Here is a 19724-nt window from a genome sequence, read left to right as displayed (position 1 = left end):
CGAAATCGCCGCAGAGCAATTTCATAAAACATATAACGAGGAGACTTCATGCAAAAGAACATCCGCGCCGGCCTTGCCGTCGCAGCGCTTTCCCTGACTTGTATCGCCGGCGCCGTCCAGGCGCAAAACTCCGACACCGTCAAAATCGGCATCCTGACCGACATGTCCGGCCCGTACTCCGCCATGGGCGGCCAGGGTTCGGTGGTCGCGGCCAAACTGGCGATCGAGGATTGCCTCAAGGCCGAATGCAAGGGCATGAAGATCGAAGTGCTCGCGGCCGACAACCAGAACAAGCCCGACGTCGGCGTGACGCGCGCACGTGAATGGCTGGACCGCGACAAGGTCGAGGCGATCGCCGACCTGACCAATTCGTCGGTGGCGCTGGCGGTGCAGAAACTGATCAAGGAAAAGGGCGGCATCGCCATGTACAGCGGTCCGGCCACGGGCGCGCTGACCACCGCCGAATGCGCGAGCAACGGCTTCCACTGGATGTTCGACACCTATTCGCAAGCGGCCGGGGCGGCTGCGGCGCTGACCAAGCTGGGCAACAAGTCCTGGTATTTCGTCACGGTTGACTATGCCTTCGGCCACTCGCTGGAAAAGGATGCGTCCGATGTGGTCAAGGCCAACGGCGGCACCGTGCTGGGTTCGGTGCGGCATCCGCTGAACGCTTCCGACTTCTCGTCCTTCCTGCTGCAGGCGCAGGCATCCAAGGCGCAGGTGATCGGCCTGGCTGACGGCGGCACCGACGTCGTCAATGCGATCAAGCAGGCGCGTTCCTTCGCCGTGGGCGGCAAGGATCAACGCCTGGTGGCGCTGCTGGTGTTCCTGTCCGACGTCCATGCGCTGGGCCTCGATGCGGCGCAAGGCCTGGTCTACACCGACGGCTTCTACTGGGATTACGACGAACAGACGCGCGGCTTTTCCAAGCGCTTCGAAGCGCAGTTCAAGAACAACAAACCGACCATGGTCCAGGCCGGCGTGTATTCCAGCGTGTACCACTTCCTGAAGGCGCGCGCCGCAGCCAAGACGTCGGACTGGAAAGTCGTCTCGCAAAAGATGCGCGAGATTCCGATCAGCGACGTGGTCATGCGCAACGCCTCGATCCGTCCCGACGGCCGCGTGATTCACGATATGTATCTGTACCAGGTCAAGTCGCCGGCTGAATCCAAGGCGCCCTGGGATTACCTGAAATTGCTGTCGACCATTCCTGCGCAACAAGCCTTCCGTCCGATGGACGCGGCCTGCCCGCTGGTCAAATAAGTTTTTCCGGGAGTCGTGTTTTACCTGCCATACATCTCCGACACGACCCCGGTTTCTTCTTCATCACTATGGAAAATGCATCATGAGCCAAGCCAACATTCCTAACGTTCCCCTCTACATCAACGGCGAACACGTCCAGTCGACTTCGAAAGAATGGCGCGACGTGATCAATCCGGCCACGCAGGAAGTCGTCGCACGCGTGCCGTTCGCAACCAAAGAGGAAGTCGATCGCGCCGTCGCCAACGCCAAGGAAGCGTTCAAGACCTGGCGCAACACCTCGCTGGCCCAACGCATGCGCATCATGCTCAAGTTCCAGCAACTGCTGCGCGACAATATCGCACCGCTGGCCGAGATGATCACGCGCGAACACGGCAAGACCCTGCCGGACGCCGAGGGCGAAGTCATGCGCGGCCTCGAAGTGGTCGAACACGCCTGCTCGATCACCTCGCTGCAACTGGGCGAGCTGGCCGAGAACGTGGCCGGCGGCGTCGACGTCTACACCATTCACCAGCCGATCGGCGTGGGCGCCGGCATCACCGCGTTCAACTTCCCGGTGATGCTGCCTTGCTTCATGTTCCCGATCTCGGTCGCCTGCGGCAACACCTTCGTGCTGAAGCCGTCCGAACAGGATCCGACTTCGTCGCTGTTCCTGGTCGAGCTGGCCAACAAGGCCGGCTTGCCGCCGGGCGTGCTGAACGTGGTGCATGGCGGTCCGGAAGTGGCCAACATGATCTGCGATCATCCCGATATCAAGGCCGTGTCCTTCATCGGTTCGACCAACGTCGGCACCCACATCTACCGTCGCGCCAGCGAAGCCGGCAAGCGCGCACAATGCATGATGGGCGCCAAGAACCACTGCATCGTGCTGCCTGACGCACCCAAGGATCAAGCGATCAACAACCTGCTGGGCGCGGCATTCGGCGCCGCGGGTCAACGCTGCATGGCGAATTCGGTGGTGGTCCTGGTCGGCAAGACCAAGGAATGGATCCCGGAAATCGTCGAGCGCTCCAAGGCCATGAAGGTCGGCCCGGGCAGCGATCGCAAGGCCGACGTCGGCCCGCTGGTGTCCAAGGCCGCCAAGGAACGCGTCGAGCGCCTGATCGGCGTCGGCGTGGAGCAGGGCGCCAAGCTGCTGCTCGACGGCCGCAACTGCAAGGTGCCGGGCAACGAGTCCGGCAACTTCGTCGGCCCGACCGTGTTCACCGGCGTCAAGGCCGGCATGGATATCTACGAACAGGAAATCTTCGGACCGGCGATGTGCATCGTCGAAGTCGAAACCCTGGACGACGCCATCGCCTTCATCAACGCCAATCCGAACGGCAACGGCACCTCGATCTTCACTTCGTCCGGTTGGGCGGCGCGCAAGTTCCAGAACGAAATCGACGTCGGCCAGGTCGGTATCAACGTGCCGATTCCGGTGCCAGTGGCGTACTTCAGCTTCACCGGTTCGCGCGCGTCCAAGCTCGGCGACCTCGGCCCGAACGGCAAGCAGGCGGTGCTGTTCTGGACCCAGACCAAGACCGTGACGGCGCGCTGGTATGCACCGGATGAAGAAGCCGGCCAGGTCAACACCACGATCTCGCTGAAGTAAGCAGCCAAAGACAACGACCAAGAGGAGAACAACATGAGCGCCGATATCGTATTCATTGGCCTGGGCAACATGGGTTTGCCCATGGCGCAGAACCTGGTCAAGGCGGGTTATTCGGTCAGCGGGCATGACCTGGTCAAGGCCAGCGTCGACAAGCTGGTCGAGAGCGGCGGCGTCACCGAAGCCGACGCCATGGCTGCGGTGGCCAAAGCCAAGGTCGTCATCACCATGCTGCCGGCCAGCAAGCACGTCGAATCGATTTACCTCGGCGACAAGGGCATCCTGGCCAATATCAAGCCCGGCACCTTGCTGATCGACTGCTCGACCATCGCTCCGGAAAGCGCCCGCAAGGTCGCCGCCGCCGCGCTGGAAAAAGGCTACACCATGCTGGATGCGCCGGTCTCCGGCGGCACCGGCGGCGCCACCGCCGGCACGCTGACCTTCATGGTCGGCGGCACGGACGACGGCTTCGGTCTCGCCAAGCCGTATCTCGAAAAGATGGGCAAGGCGATCTACCACGCCGGCGCCAGCGGCAGCGGCCAGACCGTCAAGGTGTGCAACAACATGTTGCTGGGCATCCTGATGATCGGCACCTCCGAAGCGATCCGCCTCGGCATCGCCAACGGCATGGACCCCAAGGTCCTGTCGGAAGTGATGTCCAAGAGTTCGGGCCGCAACTGGACGCTGGAAGTCTACAATCCTTGCCCCGGCGTGATGGAAAACGCGCCGGCATCGAAAGGCTACGCCGGCGGTTTCGGCGTCGACCTGATGCTCAAGGACCTGGGCCTGGCCGTGGAGAACGCGCTGGCCACCGGCAGCAGCGTGCCGATGGGGGCATTGGCACGCAATCTGTACGACATCCACAGCAAGTCGGGCTCCGGCGGACTGGATTTTTCCAGCGTGTTCAACATGCTGGCGAAGGCGAAGTAACGGGGGAGTTGTTGCTGCTTTACCGGGAGTCGTGGCGGGGAAACGACACGACTTGCAGTCTCCAATTCAGCGCGGATTCATCCGCGCTTTTTTATGGCGCGACGGGTGATCCGCTCAAAAAAACGGCGTCGTTATCGACGCCGTCTTCATGAGAAGCGATGAAAGATTACTTCTTCACTTCGTCCTCGATGTGGGCTTTCACGATCGAGGCGAAATCGCTGTCCGCAGTGAAACCCAGCGCCTTGGCGCGCTTGGCTTCAAAGCTGCCGGGCCAGGAGTTGACGATGCGTTTGATGGCTTCGTCTTCCTTCCATTCGATCAGCTTGACGACGTCGGCGCCGGCAACCTGCTCCAGCGCATCGACCATCTGGCGTACGGAAACCGACAGGCCGTCGATGCTCAGGAAGCGCGCCAGGCCGAGATCGGCGCCGTTGATTTCGTGACCGTGGATCAGGTTGTCGATGGCCTTGCGCGGCGACATCAGCCACATGCGCGTGTCGGGCGCGACCGGACAGACCGAAGGCTGGCCGTTGAGCGGTTCGCGGATGATGCCACTGGCGAAGCTCGATGCGGCCTTGTTGGGGGCGCCGGGACGCACCGAAATGGTCGGCATGCGCAGCGCGCGGCCGTCGATGTAGCCCTTGCGGCTGTAATCGTTGATCAGCAATTCTCCCATCACCTTTTGTGCGCCGTAAGAGCTTTGCGGCATCAGCAGCGCGTTGTCGGGAACTTGCGCCGGCAGGTCGCCGCCGAACACCGCCACCGAGCTGGTGAAGACCACGCGCGGCTTGGTGCCGAGCGCGCGGGCGCGTTCCAGGATGATGCGGGTGGCGTCGAAATTGATCTTCATGCCGAGTTCGAAATCGGCTTCGGCCTGGCCGCTGACGATGGCCGCCAGATGGAAGATCGATTGCGTGTCCCTGGTGATGGCGCGTTCGATCACGGCAGCGTCGGCAATGTCGCCGACCACTGCTTCAATGCGTGCATCGTCGAAACCTTGTGCGGCGACGACGTCGAGCAGGGTGATGCGGCTGATGGTTTGCTGCTTGCCGTCGCTGCCGGTCAGCTGACCGCGCTTGAGCAATTGACGCGCCAGGCGGCTGCCCAGGAAACCGGCGCCGCCGGTGATAACGATGTGCATTTGATCTCCTCGATTTTACGATATGCAGGGAATGAATTTCTTAAGTTGTCATACAACTTTGCGGTCAGTGTAAGAAGAAAGCGGTATCATGTCAATCAACATGAAAAATACTCAGCTTTCCAAGACTTCTCACACTGGTTCTCGCGCTGCTTCCGGTATTGCGCAGTCGCCCGCCTCGCTCGATTCCGCCAAAGGCACACTGGCGGATCGCGTGACCGGCGCGTTGGTCGAACAGATTCGCCAGGGCGATTTCGCTCCGGGCGAGCGCATGCCTTCCGAGAATGAATTGACCGAACGCTTCCAGGTCAGCCGCACCGTGATTCGGGAAGCCATTTCGCGTCTCAAATCGGAAGGCCTGGTCGGTTCGCGCCGGGGCAGCGGCACCGTCGTCCTCGCGCCGAACAACGCGACGCCGTTCCGGCTCGACATCGATGTGCAGGATTCGATCCAGGCGGTGTTGCGCGTGATTGAGTTGCGCCGCGGCGTCGAGGGCGAGATGGCGGCATTGGCGGCGCAGCGTCGCACCAAGGCGCAGAACCAGCGTATCCGGCAGGCGCTGAAGGATATCGACAAAGCAGTGCAGGAAGGGCGCGACGGCGTGCCGGAAGACTTTGCTTTCCATGCAGCGATTTCCGAGGCGGCGCACAATCCGCTGTACACCTCGCTGTTGCAGTTCCTGAGCCAGTTCCTGCAGGCGGCGATCCGGGTCGCGCGGATCAATGAAGCGCGTCGCGAGGATTTCAGCCAGCAAGTGCGCAACGAACACGCCGTGATTGCACAGGCAATCCACGACGGCGATGCCGATGCGGCGCGTGCGGCAGCCTTGTGTCACATGGAGAATTCGGCGCAGCGCATCCAGGCGGCGGATACGGCATTCTGGGCCAGCGAGGGCGGCAAGGCGGCGCGCCGTCTGGCCGAGGCCAAAGGGCTGGAATAGACGGAAGTAAAAGGCGGGAAAGAAAATGCTGAGATAAAAAAAACGCTGCGAACTTCGCAGCGTTTTTTATTGAAGCAAGGAAAGCCTGCCGATGTTACCGAGGTGATCAGTTACGAACGACTTTCTTGTATTCGTTGGTGCGTGTGTCGATTTCGATCTGGTCGTCCTGGCTGACGAACAGTGGAACCATCACGACGATCTGATTGGCTTCAATGGCGTTTTCGATCTTGGCTTCCTTCAGGACGTTGCCCGAAGTGTTGCCCTTGACTGCCGGCTCCGAGTACACGACCTGGCGCACGATGGTGGTTGGCAGTTCGACCGAGATTGCCTTGCCGTCATAGAAGACCGCTTCGCATTCCATGCCGTCCTTCAGGTAACCCAGAGCATCGCCCAGGTTTTCGCCTTCGATTTCGAACTGGTTGTATTCGGAGTCCATGAACACGTACAGCGGATCGGCGAAGTAGGAATAAGTCACTGCCTTCTTGTCCAGCACGACGACGTCGAACTTGTCGTCGCCGCGGAAAACGTTTTCCTGCGGGCTGTTGGTCAGCAGGTTCTTCATCTTCCACTTGTAAGTGAAACCAGTGCGGCTCGAACCGTTGACGTCGGAGCGCAAGACGATCATTGGCTTGCTGTCGACCATAATGATGTTGCCGACGCGAATTTCTTTTGCAAATTTCATAGCGAATATACGTAAAAAGTAGGTTGCGTAAAAATCTTCTGTAGCCTACCGGCAGAACCACACCGCAAGCCCACGTACGATTAAATTGATGTTGCTGAATCGATGATGCCTAAAAATTAGCCCTATATTTTAACCTATTTCCGGGCCGATTTCGCTGTTACTCGTGCTTACTTGCGCACTGACGCTGCAAACTTCAGCAAATTCGACGCCAAATCGCCATTTGCCAACAGTTGTTGCCGCCATTCCATGGACAGATCGTCAAGCTGCGGCAATTCGGCCGCCAATGCGGGCCAGCGCGTGGCCATGTCGGCCTGTTCCATGCAGGCGCCGTTCCAGGCCAGCATCATGGCTTGCATTGCCGGAGTGGCCGCTTTGTAAATGGCGAGGAAGGCCTTGAGCTTGACGTGGTGCAAGTTTTCATCTTGCGGATAGATGTGCCAGACAAAGGGCTTGCCGGCCAGTTGTGCCCGCACGAAGGAATCTTCTCCGCGTGCGAAGTTGAGGTCGCAGGCCCATAGCAGCTTGTCGTAATCGGGCTGCGGCACGAACGGCAGCACGCGCACCGTCAGCGTCCCTTGCGTTGCATGGGCGCCGGCAACGGGAGGGCGTCCGAGGAAGGCTTGCACGGCGTCGGTCGCGACGCCTTCCGGGACCAGGCAGGTGATCGCGCGGTCGCCGTCGCGCCAGGCGGCAAACAGGTCGGCGATCGGCGCCTGCGGATAGCAGAACAGCGAGACCGTGAGCGCTGCCGTCTCGGCTTCGGTTACGCCGAATTTCGCGAGGAAGTCGGCGGCGGCGCGCGGATCGGCAAGAAAAGCTTCGCATCGCGCAGTCAGGCCGGATTCGATCTGCAGGCCGCCGGTGCGTTGGTTGAATCCGGGAAAAAAGAAGTACTTCGTCAACGGCAACTGCGGATGCGGCGAAGGCAGCGTATGGCAGCCTTCCACCCAGGCTTCCGCCGTCAGGCCTTCAAGATTCAGCCAGACCGGACGCGGCGTGCATTCCGACATGGCCTTGATATAGCCGGGTGGTATGTCGCAGGCAAAAAACTCGATCACGATGTCCGGCATGTCGGCGGCGTCGAATACGCCGTCCTGATCGCGCCAATGGCGGACGATGACGCCTTGAATTTCCTGCGTCTCGCAATCGGTCGCGATTTCCGGGCAGATCCGCTGAAAACTCTTCAGGTCGTCAACCCATAAGGTGACGATGACGCCGTGTTCCGTTTGCAATTGCCGCGCCAGCCGCCAGCAGATACCGATATCGCCATAGTTGTCGACCACCTTGCAGAACAGGGCGAGGGAGGTGGCGTGAGGCGCCTGCGAGGATGTTGTGGAAAGCATTTCCGGAGTGTTCGGGATGTCGGATGGCAAGAAATAATCGGCTTGATTGCGGCCGCAATCAAGCTGGTCCGCATGATACAGGATGAGCTCACGAAGCGAGGAATCCGCCATCTGCCGCCAGCACGTGTCCGACGACGTACGATGCTGCGCCGGACAGCAGCCATAGTACGGCTTCGGCGACTTCCTCCGGTTGCCCCATGCGTTTGAGCGGCAAGCCTGCGGCAACCGCGGACATGTCGGCAATGCCCGATGAAAGCATCATGTCGGTGACTACCCTGCCCGGAGCGATCGCGTTGATGCGAACGCCGTGCGGTGCATATTCCATGGCCGCCGACCGCATCAGCGAGATGGCGGCGGCCTTGGAGGCGGAGTAGAGCGCAAGCCCCGGATTGGGATTGCGTACGCCGCTGACTGAGGTATTGATGACGATGCTGCCGTTGCCGCGAGCCGCCATCGGTGGCAATTGGTATTTCAGGCACAAAAACACGGCACGCACGTTGGCGTCGAAGATGGCGTCGTAAACAGCGGATTCCTGCGCGTGCAGGGATGCCCGTCGTTCCTGTCGTCCGGCATTGTTGAAGGCTGCGTCCAGGCGTCCGAATTGCGTCAGTACGGTGTCGATCAGCCGTTGGACGTCGCCTTCCTTTGTTACATCGGTTTGTACATAGAGGCTCTGTGCGCCGGCGGCGCGACATTCGGCGGCCACGGTTTCTCCCTCCGGTTGACGCCGGCCTGCAATCACCACGGCGCTTGCGCCAGCCCGCGCCATCCGGATCGCGGCGGCGCGACCGATGCCGCTACCGCCTCCGGTCACCAATGCAACTTGTCCGGCCATGTCGTACGGACTGGCGCTGCATTCCTTTTTCGGCATCGTTTCCATGGCATTTCTCCTGAAGATGGGAAGGGGCATCTGAATCGCAATGATTTTCTTGAAATGTATAGTTGTATAATACAACCATATAAAATCAGGGGATGGAAATATGCAAAAAACAGGCTCTTCACCCGATCTTTCTTTTGTCGACGGCATCCGTACCGCTTCGCGCCGGATGGTGCGCGAATTGGGCTTCATGCAATCCACGCTGGCGGCGACCGACTATCCGCCGTCTGCCGTGCACGCCATTATCGAGATCGGCGCACGCAAATCGATGAGCGCAGCGCAGCTTGCCGAATTCCTCGGCCTCGAAAAGTCCAGCGTCAGCCGTATGGTGCGCAAGCTGGTCGAGGCAGGGGAATTGCAGGAACGGGCCAGCGACGTCGACGGCCGCGTCAAATGGCTGGCATTGACGCCGCAAGGTCGACGCACGCTGACTGCCGTCCAGGCGTACGGCCGCAAGCAGGTGCTTGGCGCGCTTGAACAATTGAGTGCGGATCAGCAGGACGCCGTAGCGCAAGGGCTGAGTGTCTATGCGCTGGCGCTGGAAGCGCGCCGGTCGGGCGAGGCAATCGTGCAGGCCGACGAGATTCGCATCGTCGCCGGTTATCAGGCTGGAGTGATCGGCCGGATTGTTCAGATGCATGCGATGTTTTACGCGCGCAGCGTCGGCTTCGGCAGCTTTTTCGAGAGCAAGGTGGCGGCGGGACTGGCAGAATTCGTGCCGCGTCTGGACCATCCTCGCAATGGTTTGTGGTTAGCGGTGCAAGGTCGGCGCATCGCCGGCTCGGTCGCCATCGACGGCCAGGATTTGGGCGACAACAAGGCGCATTTACGCTGGTTTATCGTCGATGACGGTGTGCGTGGAGCAGGCGTGGGGCGCCGTCTGATGGATGCGGCGATGGCGTTTTGCGACGCGCAGGGATTCGCGTCGGTGCAGTTGTGGACTTTTCAGGGGTTGGATGCGGCGCGCCGTCTGTATGAGAATTACGGATTCCAGCTCAAGGAAGAATGGCCGGGAGCGCAGTGGGGCAAGGAGATGGTGGAGCAGCGCTTCGAGCGGTGAATCCCCGTCTGTTTGTGACCGGCTTGGGGAGACTTGCGTATCGGCAAGCATCTGAAAATTTGTTGTATTTTTAAACCTATGCAGATTTTAATTTAAATTGCTTGCAATTTAATTTTTGACTATGTATTATTCAATCCATGGCAAACGCAAACACATCGAAGAACGCAGCAGCGATTGATCAAGCCCTGATGCTTGAAAATCAATTGTGTTTCGCCATGTATTCGGCGTCGTTGGCGATGACCAAGGTCTACAAGAAGTTGCTGAAGGACCTCGACATCACTTATCCGCAATACCTGGTCATGCTGGTCTTGTGGGAAAAGGACGAAGTCACCGTGTCCGACCTGGGCGGCAAGCTGTTCCTCGACTCTGGTACGCTGACGCCGTTGTTGAAGCGCATGGAAGCGATGGGTTTGCTGCACCGCGCCCGCGACACCGAAGATGAGCGTCGCGTCGTGGTCAGGCTCAGCCAGGATGGCCGCGCCCTGCGCAAGCGGGCGATGGCGGTGCCGGAGCGGCTGATGTGCGCCTTGCCGCCGCTGGAGCAAGTTGCCAACCTGCGCGAGCAACTGAAAGACCTGCGCAAGGGCTTGCTGGACGGCGCCGAAGATTCTTGATTGCAGTTGTGCGCTTCCGGTGTTTGCGAGAGCAGTCGTACAAGGTTTTACTCGTTTATTATTTATATTGTTAGCAATTTTATTGTTTGAAATTTAAATTCCTTGCAGTTTGCACCGTTTGGGATTTAAATGAATTTTTTACCCTGGTTTGAACCCTGATTTACAAGCAATAATCGATGCCTCCCCGCATCTTCTTCTGAACCACTCGAAAGGAAACAAAATGAAAATCGAAAAAGCACTCTACCAAGCAACCGCAACGGCAACCGGCGGGCGTGAAGGCTCTGCCAAGTCGTCTGACGGCGTCCTGGACATCAAGCTGAGCACCCCGAAGGAACTGGGCGGCGCAGGCGGCAACGGCACCAATCCTGAACAGCTGTTCGCAGCCGGCTATTCGGCCTGCTTCCTGGGTGCGATCAAGTTCGTCGGCGGCCAGGAAAAGATCGCCATTCCTGCCGACACCAGCATCACCGGCACCGTCGGCATCGGCACCCTTCCAGGCGGCTTCGGCATCGAAGCGGCACTGAACATTTCCCTGCCGGGCCTGGACCGCGCCGTTGCGCAATCGCTGATCGAGAAGGCGCATCAAGTCTGCCCATACTCGAACGCCACACGCGGCAACATCAACGTGACGCTGACACTGGTTTAAGAACTGAAATAGTTCGCCAGTCGCGACCCTCGATGTAAAAAGCCCCGCCGGTCAAACGGCGGGGCTTTTTGTTTTTCAGGACATGCAAGGTTCAACTACGCAGCCGGTTCAGCATCGCCGGAACGATGCGACGGTGAAACGGCATGATCACGCCGAGATAGGCGCGCCCCAGCAATTGCTTGGTGCGCACCACGGTGGTCAGCGTCAGCTGCGCCGGTGACGTCGGCGTGGCGGCATCGCGCCGCACCCAGATGCGGAAATCCAGATGCTTGTCGTCGAAGCCGAGTTGCACCAGATCGTCGCTCTGCGCGATCAGCGGAAATCCCGCCACTGCGCTGCGGGCGCTATCGTCGATGTGCATGTCAGCCGATCTGAGGCCGAACACTGCCACCGCGCGATTGCGGATCGACAGCAGCAGCGTGACCCATGATGGCGTGCGACGAAACATCTGCTCGGTCAGTTGAGCGGCCGACTGGCGCGCTTGTTCTTCGCTGAGGGCGATGCGGAAGGCATCGGCAAAGCCGGCGCCGGGCAGCGCCTGCAGCAGAGAGGTATCGGTATCGACGAGATGGGCGGAAGGCGTTTTCATCGCGGCCTCAGGGTTTGGCCGGACGTTTTTTCGCCAGCTCGGCCTGGGCGCTGGCGGCGACGAAACGTTCGCGGGTTTCGTCTTCCTTGCGGCGGCCGAAGGCGTAGTTGGCTTCCAGCCACATGACGTTGATGATGCCGAAGGCCAGCGCCAGGCCGACTCCGAGTATCCAGGCGAAATACCACATGATGTTCTCCTTCTCGAATGGTTAATAAGCGGTGTGTTCATTGTCGGCGATGTGCTTGAGCGTCACCTTGCCGCGCATCACGCGATACACCCAGGCCGTGTACATCATGATCAGCGGCACGAAGAACAGCACCAGCCAGAACATGATCCCGAGGGTCTTGTGACTCGACACCGAATCCCAGATCGTCAGGCTGCTGCGTGGGTCCAGCGACGACGGCATGATGAACGGGAACATGGCGGTGGCTGCAGTCAGGATGATGCCGGCCACCGCGATGCCGCTGCCGATGAAGGCCAGTCGCGCCTTGCGCCACGCGCCGAAGATCAGCACCAGCAGCAATCCGGCGATGGCGGCGATCGGGATCGCCCTGGTTGCGGGCCAGCGCGTGTAGTTGTCCATCCACGCGCCGGAGACGATTTCGACGGTCTTCGCCAGCGGCATGAAGGCGCTGTTGGCGCTCGGCATGTCGGTGATGCTGTAGCCGTCGATGCCGTGCGCCACCCAGAAGCCGGCCGCCACGAACAGCGCCAGCGTCGCGAGTGCGCCCCACAGCGCAATCTTGCGCGCACGCGCCGCGATCGCCGCCTCGGTCTTCACCATGATGAAGGTGGCGCCGTGAGTCAGCAGCATCGCCACGCTCAGCACGCCGGCCAGCAGGCCGAAGGGATTGAGCAGTTCGAAGAAGCTGCCGGTGTATTCCACGCGCATCGTGTCGTCGTAGTGGAAAGGCACGCCCAGCAACAGGTTGCCGAAGGCCACGCCGCAGATCAGCGGCGGTACGATGCCGCCCACGAACAGGCCCCAGTCCCAGGCATTGCGCCAGCGCGGATCAGCCACCTTGCTGCGGTAGTCGAAGCCGACCGGGCGGAAGAACAGTGAAAACAGCAGCACCATCAGCGCGATGTAAAAACCCGAGAAGGCGGTCGCGTAGACCAGCGGCCAGGCCGCGAAGGTGGCGCCGCCGGCGGTGATGAACCAGGTCTGGTTGCCTTCCCAGGTCGGACCGATGGAGTTGATCAGCACGCGGCGTTCGGCGTCGGTCTTGCCGACGAAAGGCAGCATCATGCCCACGCCGAAGTCGAAGCCGTCGGTCAGCGCGAAGCCGATGATGAGCACGCCGACGAAGGCCCACCAGATGATTTTTAAGGTTTCGTAATCGAAGATCATGAGGATTTCCTTGTGTACTTCTTCGTAAATTTGGCGAGTTGAATGAGCATTGCCATCGGCATCAGCGCGTCGGTCTGGACAGCGGCGGACGTGGCGGTACCGGCGGCTTCGCTGCAACGGCCGGTTTCTTTGTCTTCTCCAGCAGCTCCCAGTGGTAGTTGCCGGTGTGCAGGCTGCTCGGCCCGCGCTTGGCGTACTTGATCATCAGCATCATTTCCACGACCAGCAGGAAGGTATAGAACAGGATGAATCCGGCCAGGCTGAAATACAGGCTCGACGCTTGCAGGGTCGAGGCCGACAGATGCGTCGGCAGGATGCCGGCGATGGTCCACGGCTGGCGGCCGTATTCGGCCACGATCCAGCCCAGCTCGGCGGCGATCCACGGCAGCGGGATGCTGAACACGGCCAGTCGCAGCAGCCAGCGTTGCGGCGCCAGTTGCTTGCGCACCAGGAAGTAGAACGAGGCCGAGAAGATGAACAGGAACAGCATGCCCAACGCCACCATGCCGCGGAACGACCAGAACAGCGGCGCCACGTTCGGGATGGTGTCGTCGACCGCCTTGGCGATCTGCTGCGGCGTGGCGTCGATCACGTTGGGAGTGTATTTCTTGAGCAGCAGGCCGTAGCCGAGATCTTGCTTGAGCTTGTCGAACTCGGCGCGCGCCTCGGGCGACTTGTCGCCGGATTTCAGTCGCGTCAGCGCAGCGTAGGCCAGCATGCCGTTGCGGATGCGCACTTCGTGTTCTTTCTTGAGATCCTTAATGCCGACTACCGGCGTGTCGACCGAACGCGTGGCGATCAGGCCGAGTACGTACGGCACCTTGAAAGCGTAATCGGTGCGCTCGCCCTTGTTGTCGGGCAGGCCGAAGACGGTGATGCCGGCCGGCGCAGGATGGGTTTCCCATTCGGCTTCGATGGCAGCCAGCTTGACCTTGTTGACTTCACCGGCGGTGTAGCCGGATTCGTCGCCGAGCACGATCACCGACAAGGTCGACGCCAGGCCGAAACCGGCGGCGACCGCAAACGAGCGCAGCGCGAACGCGGTATCGCGGCCCTTGAGCAGGTAGTAGGCGGACACGCCCAGCACGAACATCGACGCCGTGACGTAACCGGCTGCGACGGTGTGCACGAACTTCACCTGCGCCACCGGATTGAAGATCACGTCGGTCATGCTGACCAGTTCCATGCGCATGGTTTCAAAATTGAATTCCGCGCCGACCGGGTTGTTCATCCAGCCGTTGGCGATCAGGATCCACAGCGCCGACAGGCTCGATCCCAGCGCCACCAGGAAGGTCACCATCAGATGCTTGACGCGCGACAGGCGATCCCAGCCGAAGAAGAACAGGCCGACGAAGGTCGACTCGAGGAAGAACGCCGCCATGCCTTCGATCGCCAGCGGCGTCCCGAAGATGTCGCCGACGTAGTGCGAGTAGTACGACCAGTTGGTGCCGAACTGGAACTCCAGCGTGATGCCGGTGGCCACGCCCATGGCAAAGTTGATGCCGAACAGCTTGCCCCAGAAACGCGTCATGTCCTTGTAGATGGGGCTGCCCGTCATGACGTAGACGGATTCCATGATGACCAGGATCCAGGACAGGCCGAGCGTCAGCGGAACGAACAGGAAGTGATACAGCGCCGTGATGGCGAACTGCAGGCGCGACAGACTGACGACTTCGTCAATGGGAAGCATGGGAGACCTCGGTGGTGGGAGTGGATACGCTGGATACGTTGGATACGGTTGGTGCGGATTCCGGCGCCGGCGCCAGCAGATGCTGTTCCACCTGGGCGGTGGGCATGCGCATTTTCTTTGCCTGCGGTTCGGAAAAAAAGGTTTTCGCCAGCAGCATCAGGAGCGCGATCTTGACCACAAGGATCAGGGCGATTTCGGCGCCGAGCGGAAGTTTGGTCAAGCGCGGCAGGCGCCACAGGCGATGGGTACGCGACATGATTTAGTCCTTTTCCTTGGCGGCGACCTTCGCGCTTTTATCTTCGCTCTTGTTGTCAGTCTTTTCGCCGCCGAAGCGGAACTTGTCCTTGACGTCGAGCAGCTTCTTGATCTTCGAACCCATCTTCATGAGCGAGGACAAGGTTTCCGGCGATAGCCGCTGCACGTCATCGAACCAGGAGCTGGACAGCTCGATCAGGTCGTACATTTCGCGCATGCGTTTTTGCGCGTGCTTGTCGTCGGCGCTGGCCGGCGTTTCCAGCAGGGCATCTCGCAGCATCGACAGCGTCGGCTCGATTTCGCGGCGACGGCGTTCTTCCAGCAAGGCCTTGAAGATATCCCAGATGTCCTTCGGCGGCTCAAAATATTCACGGCGGTCGCCGGGCTGGTGCAGCAGCTTGACCAGTCGCCACGACTGCAGTTCCTTGAGTCCCATGCTGACGTTGGAGCGCGAGAAACTCAGGTAATCGGCGATTTCATCGGCGTTGAGCGGGCGCGCCTGCACATACAGCAGGGCGTAGATCTGGCCGACGGTGCGGTTGATGCCCCAGCGGCTGCCCATTTCGCCGAAATGGAGGATGAAGCGCTGCATCAGGGGGCTGAGGGTGTGGGGTTCCATGGAAAAATCCTGGGGGAGGGAGTGGAGCGGCATCGTGGATTGTTTTTGAATTTTCAGTAATTACTGAAATATACGACATTTCAGGAATCCAAACAATCATTACGTTGCCACATAACGACGCTGCCGAAGTCAACGAACCCCGAACAAACCAAAGCCGTTGCCGTCGTCATCGCCGCGCCAGTCAGCCGCCGGCGCTTGCGTGTTAACATCGCGCCCATGAACAATAACGACGCCATCGCCCAAGCTTACCTGTTTTTCCAGCATGGTCAGCTGGAGGCGGCTCACGCCATCCTGCAGCCGCTGGCGCAGCAGGCCAATGCTGATTTCAATTTGCTGCACCTGGCCGGCGCCGTCGCCGCGGGATTGCAGTTGCATGCGCAGGCGATTGAACTGTACCGCCGCGCACTGGCGCTGACGCCGGGTGATCTTGCGGTGAGCTACAAGCTCGGCCGTGTGCTGTATGAAGCGGGCAAACATCAGGAAGCGCTGAGCCTCTACCTGCAACTGATCGCCGCCGGCGTGCAGCATGCCGATATTTTCCACGCTGCGGCATTGCTGCTGCAGGATTTCAATCGCAATGAAGAGGCGCTGCAGACCATCGAACACGCCTTGCGCCTGGCGCCGCAGAATCCCGACGCCTGGCATCGCCACGGCGTCTTGCTGCAGCGCTTGCAACGTCCGGGCGACGCCTTGCAGAGTCTGCAGCAGGCCGTCGCGTTGGCGCCCGAACAGACCGTATATCGCTTCGATCAGGCCTTGCTGCAGTACGAACTCCATCGCAACGAAGAAGCGCTGGCCAGCGTCGATCAGGTGCTGGCGCAGGAGCCGGATTTCGGCGACGGCTGGGTGTGCCGCGCCGCGACGCTGGGACGTCTGCGCCGCTATGAGGAATCGATCACGGCCGCCCGCAAGGCCTTGAGCCTGCGCGCCGGTTATGCCGACGCCAGCGTTAACCTGGCGCTGACCATGCTGGCGCTGGGACGGTTCGACGAAGCCTGGCCCTTGTACGAAGCGCGCTGGCAGGGCGAGCGCGCGGATCCGCAGCGTCATCGCGGCATTGCACGCTGGCCCGGCGTGGATGTCGCCGCCGGCAAGACCGTGTTGCTGTGGGCTGAACAGGGTTTGGGTGATGCCATTCAGTTTTCGCGTTATGCGCAACAGGTCGCCGCGCTGGGCGCAAACGTCGTGCTTGAAGTGCATGCCGCGTTGAAGACGCTGCTGCAAACGCTGGAAGCCGATCCGGAGTCAGGCAAGCCCACCGGCATCGTCGTCAAAGCCATCGGTGAAGTCTTGCCCGCGGTCGACTACCAGTTGCCGCTGATGAGCCTGCCGCTGATGTTCGGCACGCGTCCGGATACGATCCCGTCGCCGCAAGCGTATCTGCATGCGGGATCACATCTGCAGCAGCGCTGGGCGCAATCGCTGGAACAGGGAAGGGAAGGCGCGCGGCCGCTGCGCATTGGCATTGTTTGCTCGGGCAACGCAGGCAATCACAACGACCGCCGCCGCTCGATTCCCTTGCAGGCGTTTGCCCCCTTGCTGGATATCGCCAACGCCGAATTCTTCCTGCTGCAACCGGAGCTGCGTCAGCGCGACGCCGACTGGTTGCAGGCCACATCGGCGCTGCAATGGCCCGGTCGCGAATTGCAAGCCTTCGACGACACCGCCGCGCTGATCGCCAATCTGGATCTGGTGATTGGTGTCGATACCGCTGCCGTGCATCTGGCCGGCGCACTTGGTGTCCCAGTGTGGATATTGTTGTCGCACGCCGCCGATTGGCGCTGGCTATTGGAGCGCGACGACAGCCCCTGGTACGCCTCGGCGCGCCTGTTCAGGCAGACGACGGCAGGTGATTGGGATGCCGTGATGACGCGCGTGCTCACGGAACTGTCGGCGCTGAAGCAAGCCGCCACCTGATCAGCGCGAGGCGATCTTCCCCCGGGTGGGGAAGCGCAGGCTGAAGGCGATCCAGCCGTCGGCTGAACAGGCCACCGCCGCCGTGCCGCCATGCACGGTCATGATGGCCTTGACGATCGCCAGGCCGAGGCCATTGGATTCGGTGAATTCGCTGCGCGACTTGTCGCCGCGATAGAAGCGGTCGAACATGCGTTCCATCTGTTGCCGCGTCATCGCCATGCCGCGATTGGCGACGTCGATGGCGATGCCGTCGGCGGTCGGTCGCACGCTGATCCTGATGGCGGTGCCGGCGTCGCCGTAGCGCACCGCATTGACCACCAGGTTGCTCACTGCGCGCCGCCACATCACCAGGTTGGCGCTGCAGGCCAGACCCGGCGCCGCATCGACCTCGAACTGCATGTCGCGTTCCGCGGCCACGCCTTCGAAATAATCAGCGATCTTCTGCAATTCTTCCCTGAGGTCGATCGCGCTGCGGTCGACCACCAGTTGCGCATGATCGGTCTGCGCCAGGAACAGGATGTTTTCAATGATGCGCGACAGGCGCGTCAACTCTTCCAGGTTCGATTCCAGCAGCTGCTCATACTCTTCCACGTTGCGGCGCTGGCCCAGCGTCACCTGCGTCTGGCCCATCAGGATATTGACCGGCGTGCGGATCTCATGCGCCAGGTCGGCGGAAAATTGCGACAGATGTTCGTAGCCGTTTTCGAGCCGGTCAAGCATGGCGTTGAGCGCGCCTGCCAGTTGGCGCAACTCGGCCGGCGCGTCTTCTTCGCGCAGTCGGGTGCTGAGGTTGGCCGGCGTGATTTCGGCGGCGCGGCGGCTCATGCGCGTGAGCGGCATCAGGTCGCGCCGCAGCACGGCGAAGCCAAGCACCGACGTCAGCAGCACGGTCAGCGCCACCGCGGCGACCACGCGCCACAGGTATACCGTCATCATGCGCGACTCTTGCGTCATGACATAGGCGGCGACGATCTCGACGGTGTCGTTGTGGTTGCCCACGTCCGCCAGCGCCGCGACCCAGCGCACGCGCACGCCGTCGGCGCGCATGCCGTCATGCAAAGAAGAGATCGCCAGCGGCATGCCGATGGCGACCGGCGTCATGGCCGGCGGCGTCAGGTTGTCGGGATTCATGTTGATGAACGGCGCTTCGCCCTGGCGGCGGAAGATGCGCACGTCCTGCTCGTTGCCGAGCATGCTTTCAAACAGGGCGGGGCGCTGCTCCATCTGCTCGACGTTGTAGAGGTCATGCAGCAGGTTGCGGAAATGTTCGACGCGGCCGATCAGCGTATAGTCGGCGCGCACTTCCAGCGACTGGCGCGCCGAGGTGTACAGGTACATGCCGAGTCCGGTGACCACCAGGCAGGCGATCAGCGCAAACAGCGCACTGACGCGGAACGCCAGCGTCCAGGAGCGCCACGGCCTCATCGAGTATCTTTCATGGCGTTTCTGAAAACATGTAGCCGATGCTGCGTACGGTGTGGATCAGTTTCTTTTCGAAAGGCGCATCGATCTTGGCGCGCAGGCGCTTGACCGCGACGTCGACGACGTTGGTGTCGCTGTCGAAGTTCATGTCCCACACCTGCGAGGCGATCACCGAGCGCGACAAGGCTTCGCCCTGGCGCTTGATCAGCAGATGCAGCAGCAGGAATTCCTTGTTGGTCAGCACGATATTGACGCCTTGCCGGGTGACCTTGTGGCGCACGTGATCGAGCTGCAGGTCGGCCACCTGGTAGACCTCGGCGTCGCGCGTGACGCCGCGGCGCAGCAGCGTGCGGATGCGCAGCACCAGTTCGGTGAACGAAAACGGCTTGACCAGGTAATCGTCGGCGCCCAGTTCCAGCCCGCGGATGCGGTCGTCGACATGGTCGCGCGCCGTCAGGAAAATCACCGGCAGGTCGCGTTTGGCGCGCAGCGCGCTCATCACCTGCCAGCCGTCGGTGCCGGGCAGCATGACGTCGAGCACCACCAGGTCGTAGTTCTGTTCCATCGCCATGTGCAGGCCGTCGGCGCCGGTGCGCGCGAGATCGACCGTATAGCCGGATTCGCGCAAGCCTTTTTTAAGGTAGTCGCCGGTTTTGGGATCGTCTTCGATGACAAGGATGGCCATGCTGGGCTAGGGTAATCTTCAGAGATTGAGAGGTTGTACGGTGGATGTGGCTGCATTCTAGCAATTCGGGCCGGGCGCACGATGACAAATTTGTCATCAAATTGCCATCTTGATG

At 61.0% G+C, this 19724-nt stretch carries 20 protein-coding genes; 8 read left to right on the top strand and 12 right to left on the bottom strand.

Annotated features, from left to right (window positions below; all coding sequences use genetic code 11):
- Positions 1-48: 48 nt before the first annotated feature.
- From DXT88_RS15960 to mmsB, 3 genes are all read left to right on the top strand, one after another.
- Positions 49-1263: an ABC transporter substrate-binding protein gene (locus tag DXT88_RS15960; RefSeq protein ID WP_265214919.1), complete on the top strand. Its 1215-nt coding sequence runs from the start codon at positions 49-51 to the stop codon at positions 1261-1263.
- Positions 1264-1345: 82 nt separating this feature from the next.
- Positions 1346-2854, top strand: coding sequence for a CoA-acylating methylmalonate-semialdehyde dehydrogenase (locus tag DXT88_RS15955; protein ID WP_016836465.1), 1509 nt, complete (start codon positions 1346-1348; stop codon positions 2852-2854).
- 33 nt (positions 2855-2887) lie between these two features.
- Positions 2888-3781, top strand: coding sequence for a 3-hydroxyisobutyrate dehydrogenase (gene mmsB, locus DXT88_RS15950; protein ID WP_265214918.1), 894 nt, complete (start codon positions 2888-2890; stop codon positions 3779-3781).
- A 166-nt stretch (positions 3782-3947) separates the two neighbouring features.
- Here mmsB and denD read toward each other — a convergent pair whose 3' ends face one another.
- Positions 3948-4922 carry a D-erythronate dehydrogenase gene (gene denD / locus DXT88_RS15945; RefSeq protein WP_265214917.1) on the bottom strand — a complete coding sequence of 325 codons (975 nt, stop codon included), beginning with the start codon at positions 4920-4922 and terminating at the stop codon, positions 3948-3950.
- 88 nt (positions 4923-5010) lie between these two features.
- Here denD and DXT88_RS15940 point away from each other — a divergent pair, with 88 nt between their 5' ends.
- On the top strand, positions 5011-5859 hold the full coding sequence (locus tag DXT88_RS15940; RefSeq protein WP_265214916.1) for a FadR/GntR family transcriptional regulator: 849 nt from the start codon (positions 5011-5013) through the stop codon (positions 5857-5859).
- A gap of 106 nt (positions 5860-5965) precedes the next feature.
- On the opposite strand, the gene DXT88_RS15935 is transcribed toward DXT88_RS15940, so the two are convergent.
- From DXT88_RS15935 to DXT88_RS15925, 3 genes are all read right to left on the bottom strand, one after another.
- A complete protein-coding gene (locus DXT88_RS15935; RefSeq protein ID WP_053198665.1) occupies positions 5966-6541 on the bottom strand; it encodes an elongation factor P in 576 nt (191 codons plus the stop codon).
- Between the two features lie 167 nt (positions 6542-6708).
- Positions 6709-7884, bottom strand: coding sequence for an elongation factor P maturation arginine rhamnosyltransferase EarP (earP, locus tag DXT88_RS15930; protein ID WP_265214914.1), 1176 nt, complete (start codon positions 7882-7884; stop codon positions 6709-6711).
- An 88-nt stretch (positions 7885-7972) separates the two neighbouring features.
- The gene (locus DXT88_RS15925) at positions 7973-8764 is read right to left on the bottom strand and encodes an SDR family NAD(P)-dependent oxidoreductase (RefSeq protein ID WP_016836471.1); all 792 of its coding nucleotides are present in this window, start codon (positions 8762-8764) and stop codon (positions 7973-7975) included.
- Between the two features lie 100 nt (positions 8765-8864).
- Between DXT88_RS15925 and DXT88_RS15920 the strand changes: the two genes are divergently transcribed.
- The 3 genes from DXT88_RS15920 to DXT88_RS15910 all read left to right on the top strand — a co-directional run bounded on the left by DXT88_RS15920 (position 8865) and on the right by DXT88_RS15910 (position 11081).
- Positions 8865-9821, top strand: coding sequence for a bifunctional helix-turn-helix transcriptional regulator/GNAT family N-acetyltransferase (locus DXT88_RS15920; RefSeq protein WP_265214913.1), 957 nt, complete (start codon positions 8865-8867; stop codon positions 9819-9821).
- Between the two features lie 137 nt (positions 9822-9958).
- Positions 9959-10435 carry a MarR family winged helix-turn-helix transcriptional regulator gene (locus tag DXT88_RS15915; RefSeq protein WP_265214912.1) on the top strand — a complete coding sequence of 159 codons (477 nt, stop codon included), beginning with the start codon at positions 9959-9961 and terminating at the stop codon, positions 10433-10435.
- 220 nt (positions 10436-10655) lie between these two features.
- Complete coding sequence (locus DXT88_RS15910) at positions 10656-11081, top strand: organic hydroperoxide resistance protein (protein WP_016836474.1); 426 nt, start codon at positions 10656-10658, stop codon at positions 11079-11081.
- A 91-nt stretch (positions 11082-11172) separates the two neighbouring features.
- Here the strand turns inward: DXT88_RS15910 and DXT88_RS15905 are convergent, their stop codons facing one another.
- The 6 genes from DXT88_RS15905 to DXT88_RS15880 form a co-directional block, all read right to left on the bottom strand.
- Complete coding sequence (locus DXT88_RS15905; RefSeq protein WP_265214909.1) at positions 11173-11670, bottom strand: DUF2867 domain-containing protein; 498 nt, start codon at positions 11668-11670, stop codon at positions 11173-11175.
- A 7-nt stretch (positions 11671-11677) separates the two neighbouring features.
- On the bottom strand, positions 11678-11857 hold the full coding sequence (cydX, locus tag DXT88_RS15900) for a cytochrome bd-I oxidase subunit CydX (RefSeq protein WP_016836476.1): 180 nt from the start codon (positions 11855-11857) through the stop codon (positions 11678-11680).
- A 21-nt stretch (positions 11858-11878) separates the two neighbouring features.
- Positions 11879-13021: a cytochrome d ubiquinol oxidase subunit II gene (gene cydB, locus DXT88_RS15895; protein WP_265214906.1), complete on the bottom strand. Its 1143-nt coding sequence runs from the start codon at positions 13019-13021 to the stop codon at positions 11879-11881.
- Positions 13022-13082: 61 nt separating this feature from the next.
- Positions 13083-14711 (bottom strand): cytochrome ubiquinol oxidase subunit I, encoded by a 1629-nt coding sequence (locus tag DXT88_RS15890; RefSeq protein WP_265214904.1) that lies wholly within the window; start codon positions 14709-14711, stop codon positions 13083-13085.
- On the bottom strand, positions 14698-14967 hold the full coding sequence (gene cydP / locus DXT88_RS15885; RefSeq protein WP_016836479.1) for a cytochrome oxidase putative small subunit CydP: 270 nt from the start codon (positions 14965-14967) through the stop codon (positions 14698-14700). The genes DXT88_RS15890 and cydP overlap by 14 nt, the downstream gene beginning before the upstream one ends.
- A 3-nt stretch (positions 14968-14970) precedes the next feature.
- Complete coding sequence (locus DXT88_RS15880) at positions 14971-15585, bottom strand: GbsR/MarR family transcriptional regulator (protein WP_265214902.1); 615 nt, start codon at positions 15583-15585, stop codon at positions 14971-14973.
- A 216-nt stretch (positions 15586-15801) separates the two neighbouring features.
- Between DXT88_RS15880 and DXT88_RS15875 the strand changes: the two genes are divergently transcribed.
- Positions 15802-17502 carry a tetratricopeptide repeat protein gene (locus DXT88_RS15875; RefSeq protein ID WP_265214901.1) on the top strand — a complete coding sequence of 567 codons (1701 nt, stop codon included), beginning with the start codon at positions 15802-15804 and terminating at the stop codon, positions 17500-17502.
- On the opposite strand, the gene DXT88_RS15870 is transcribed toward DXT88_RS15875, so the two are convergent.
- Both DXT88_RS15870 and DXT88_RS15865 read right to left on the bottom strand, forming a co-directional pair.
- On the bottom strand, positions 17503-18927 hold the full coding sequence (locus DXT88_RS15870) for a heavy metal sensor histidine kinase (protein ID WP_265214900.1): 1425 nt from the start codon (positions 18925-18927) through the stop codon (positions 17503-17505). It abuts the gene before it with no gap.
- Between the two features lie 10 nt (positions 18928-18937).
- Positions 18938-19609 (bottom strand): heavy metal response regulator transcription factor, encoded by a 672-nt coding sequence (locus tag DXT88_RS15865; RefSeq protein WP_265214899.1) that lies wholly within the window; start codon positions 19607-19609, stop codon positions 18938-18940.
- Positions 19610-19724: the final 115 nt, after the last annotated feature.

Source organism: Herbaspirillum lusitanum (assembly GCF_026127345.1).
Classification (GTDB): Bacteria; Pseudomonadota; Gammaproteobacteria; order Burkholderiales; family Burkholderiaceae_D; genus Herbaspirillum; species Herbaspirillum lusitanum.
This window is presented reverse-complemented; position numbering and strand designations above follow the sequence as displayed.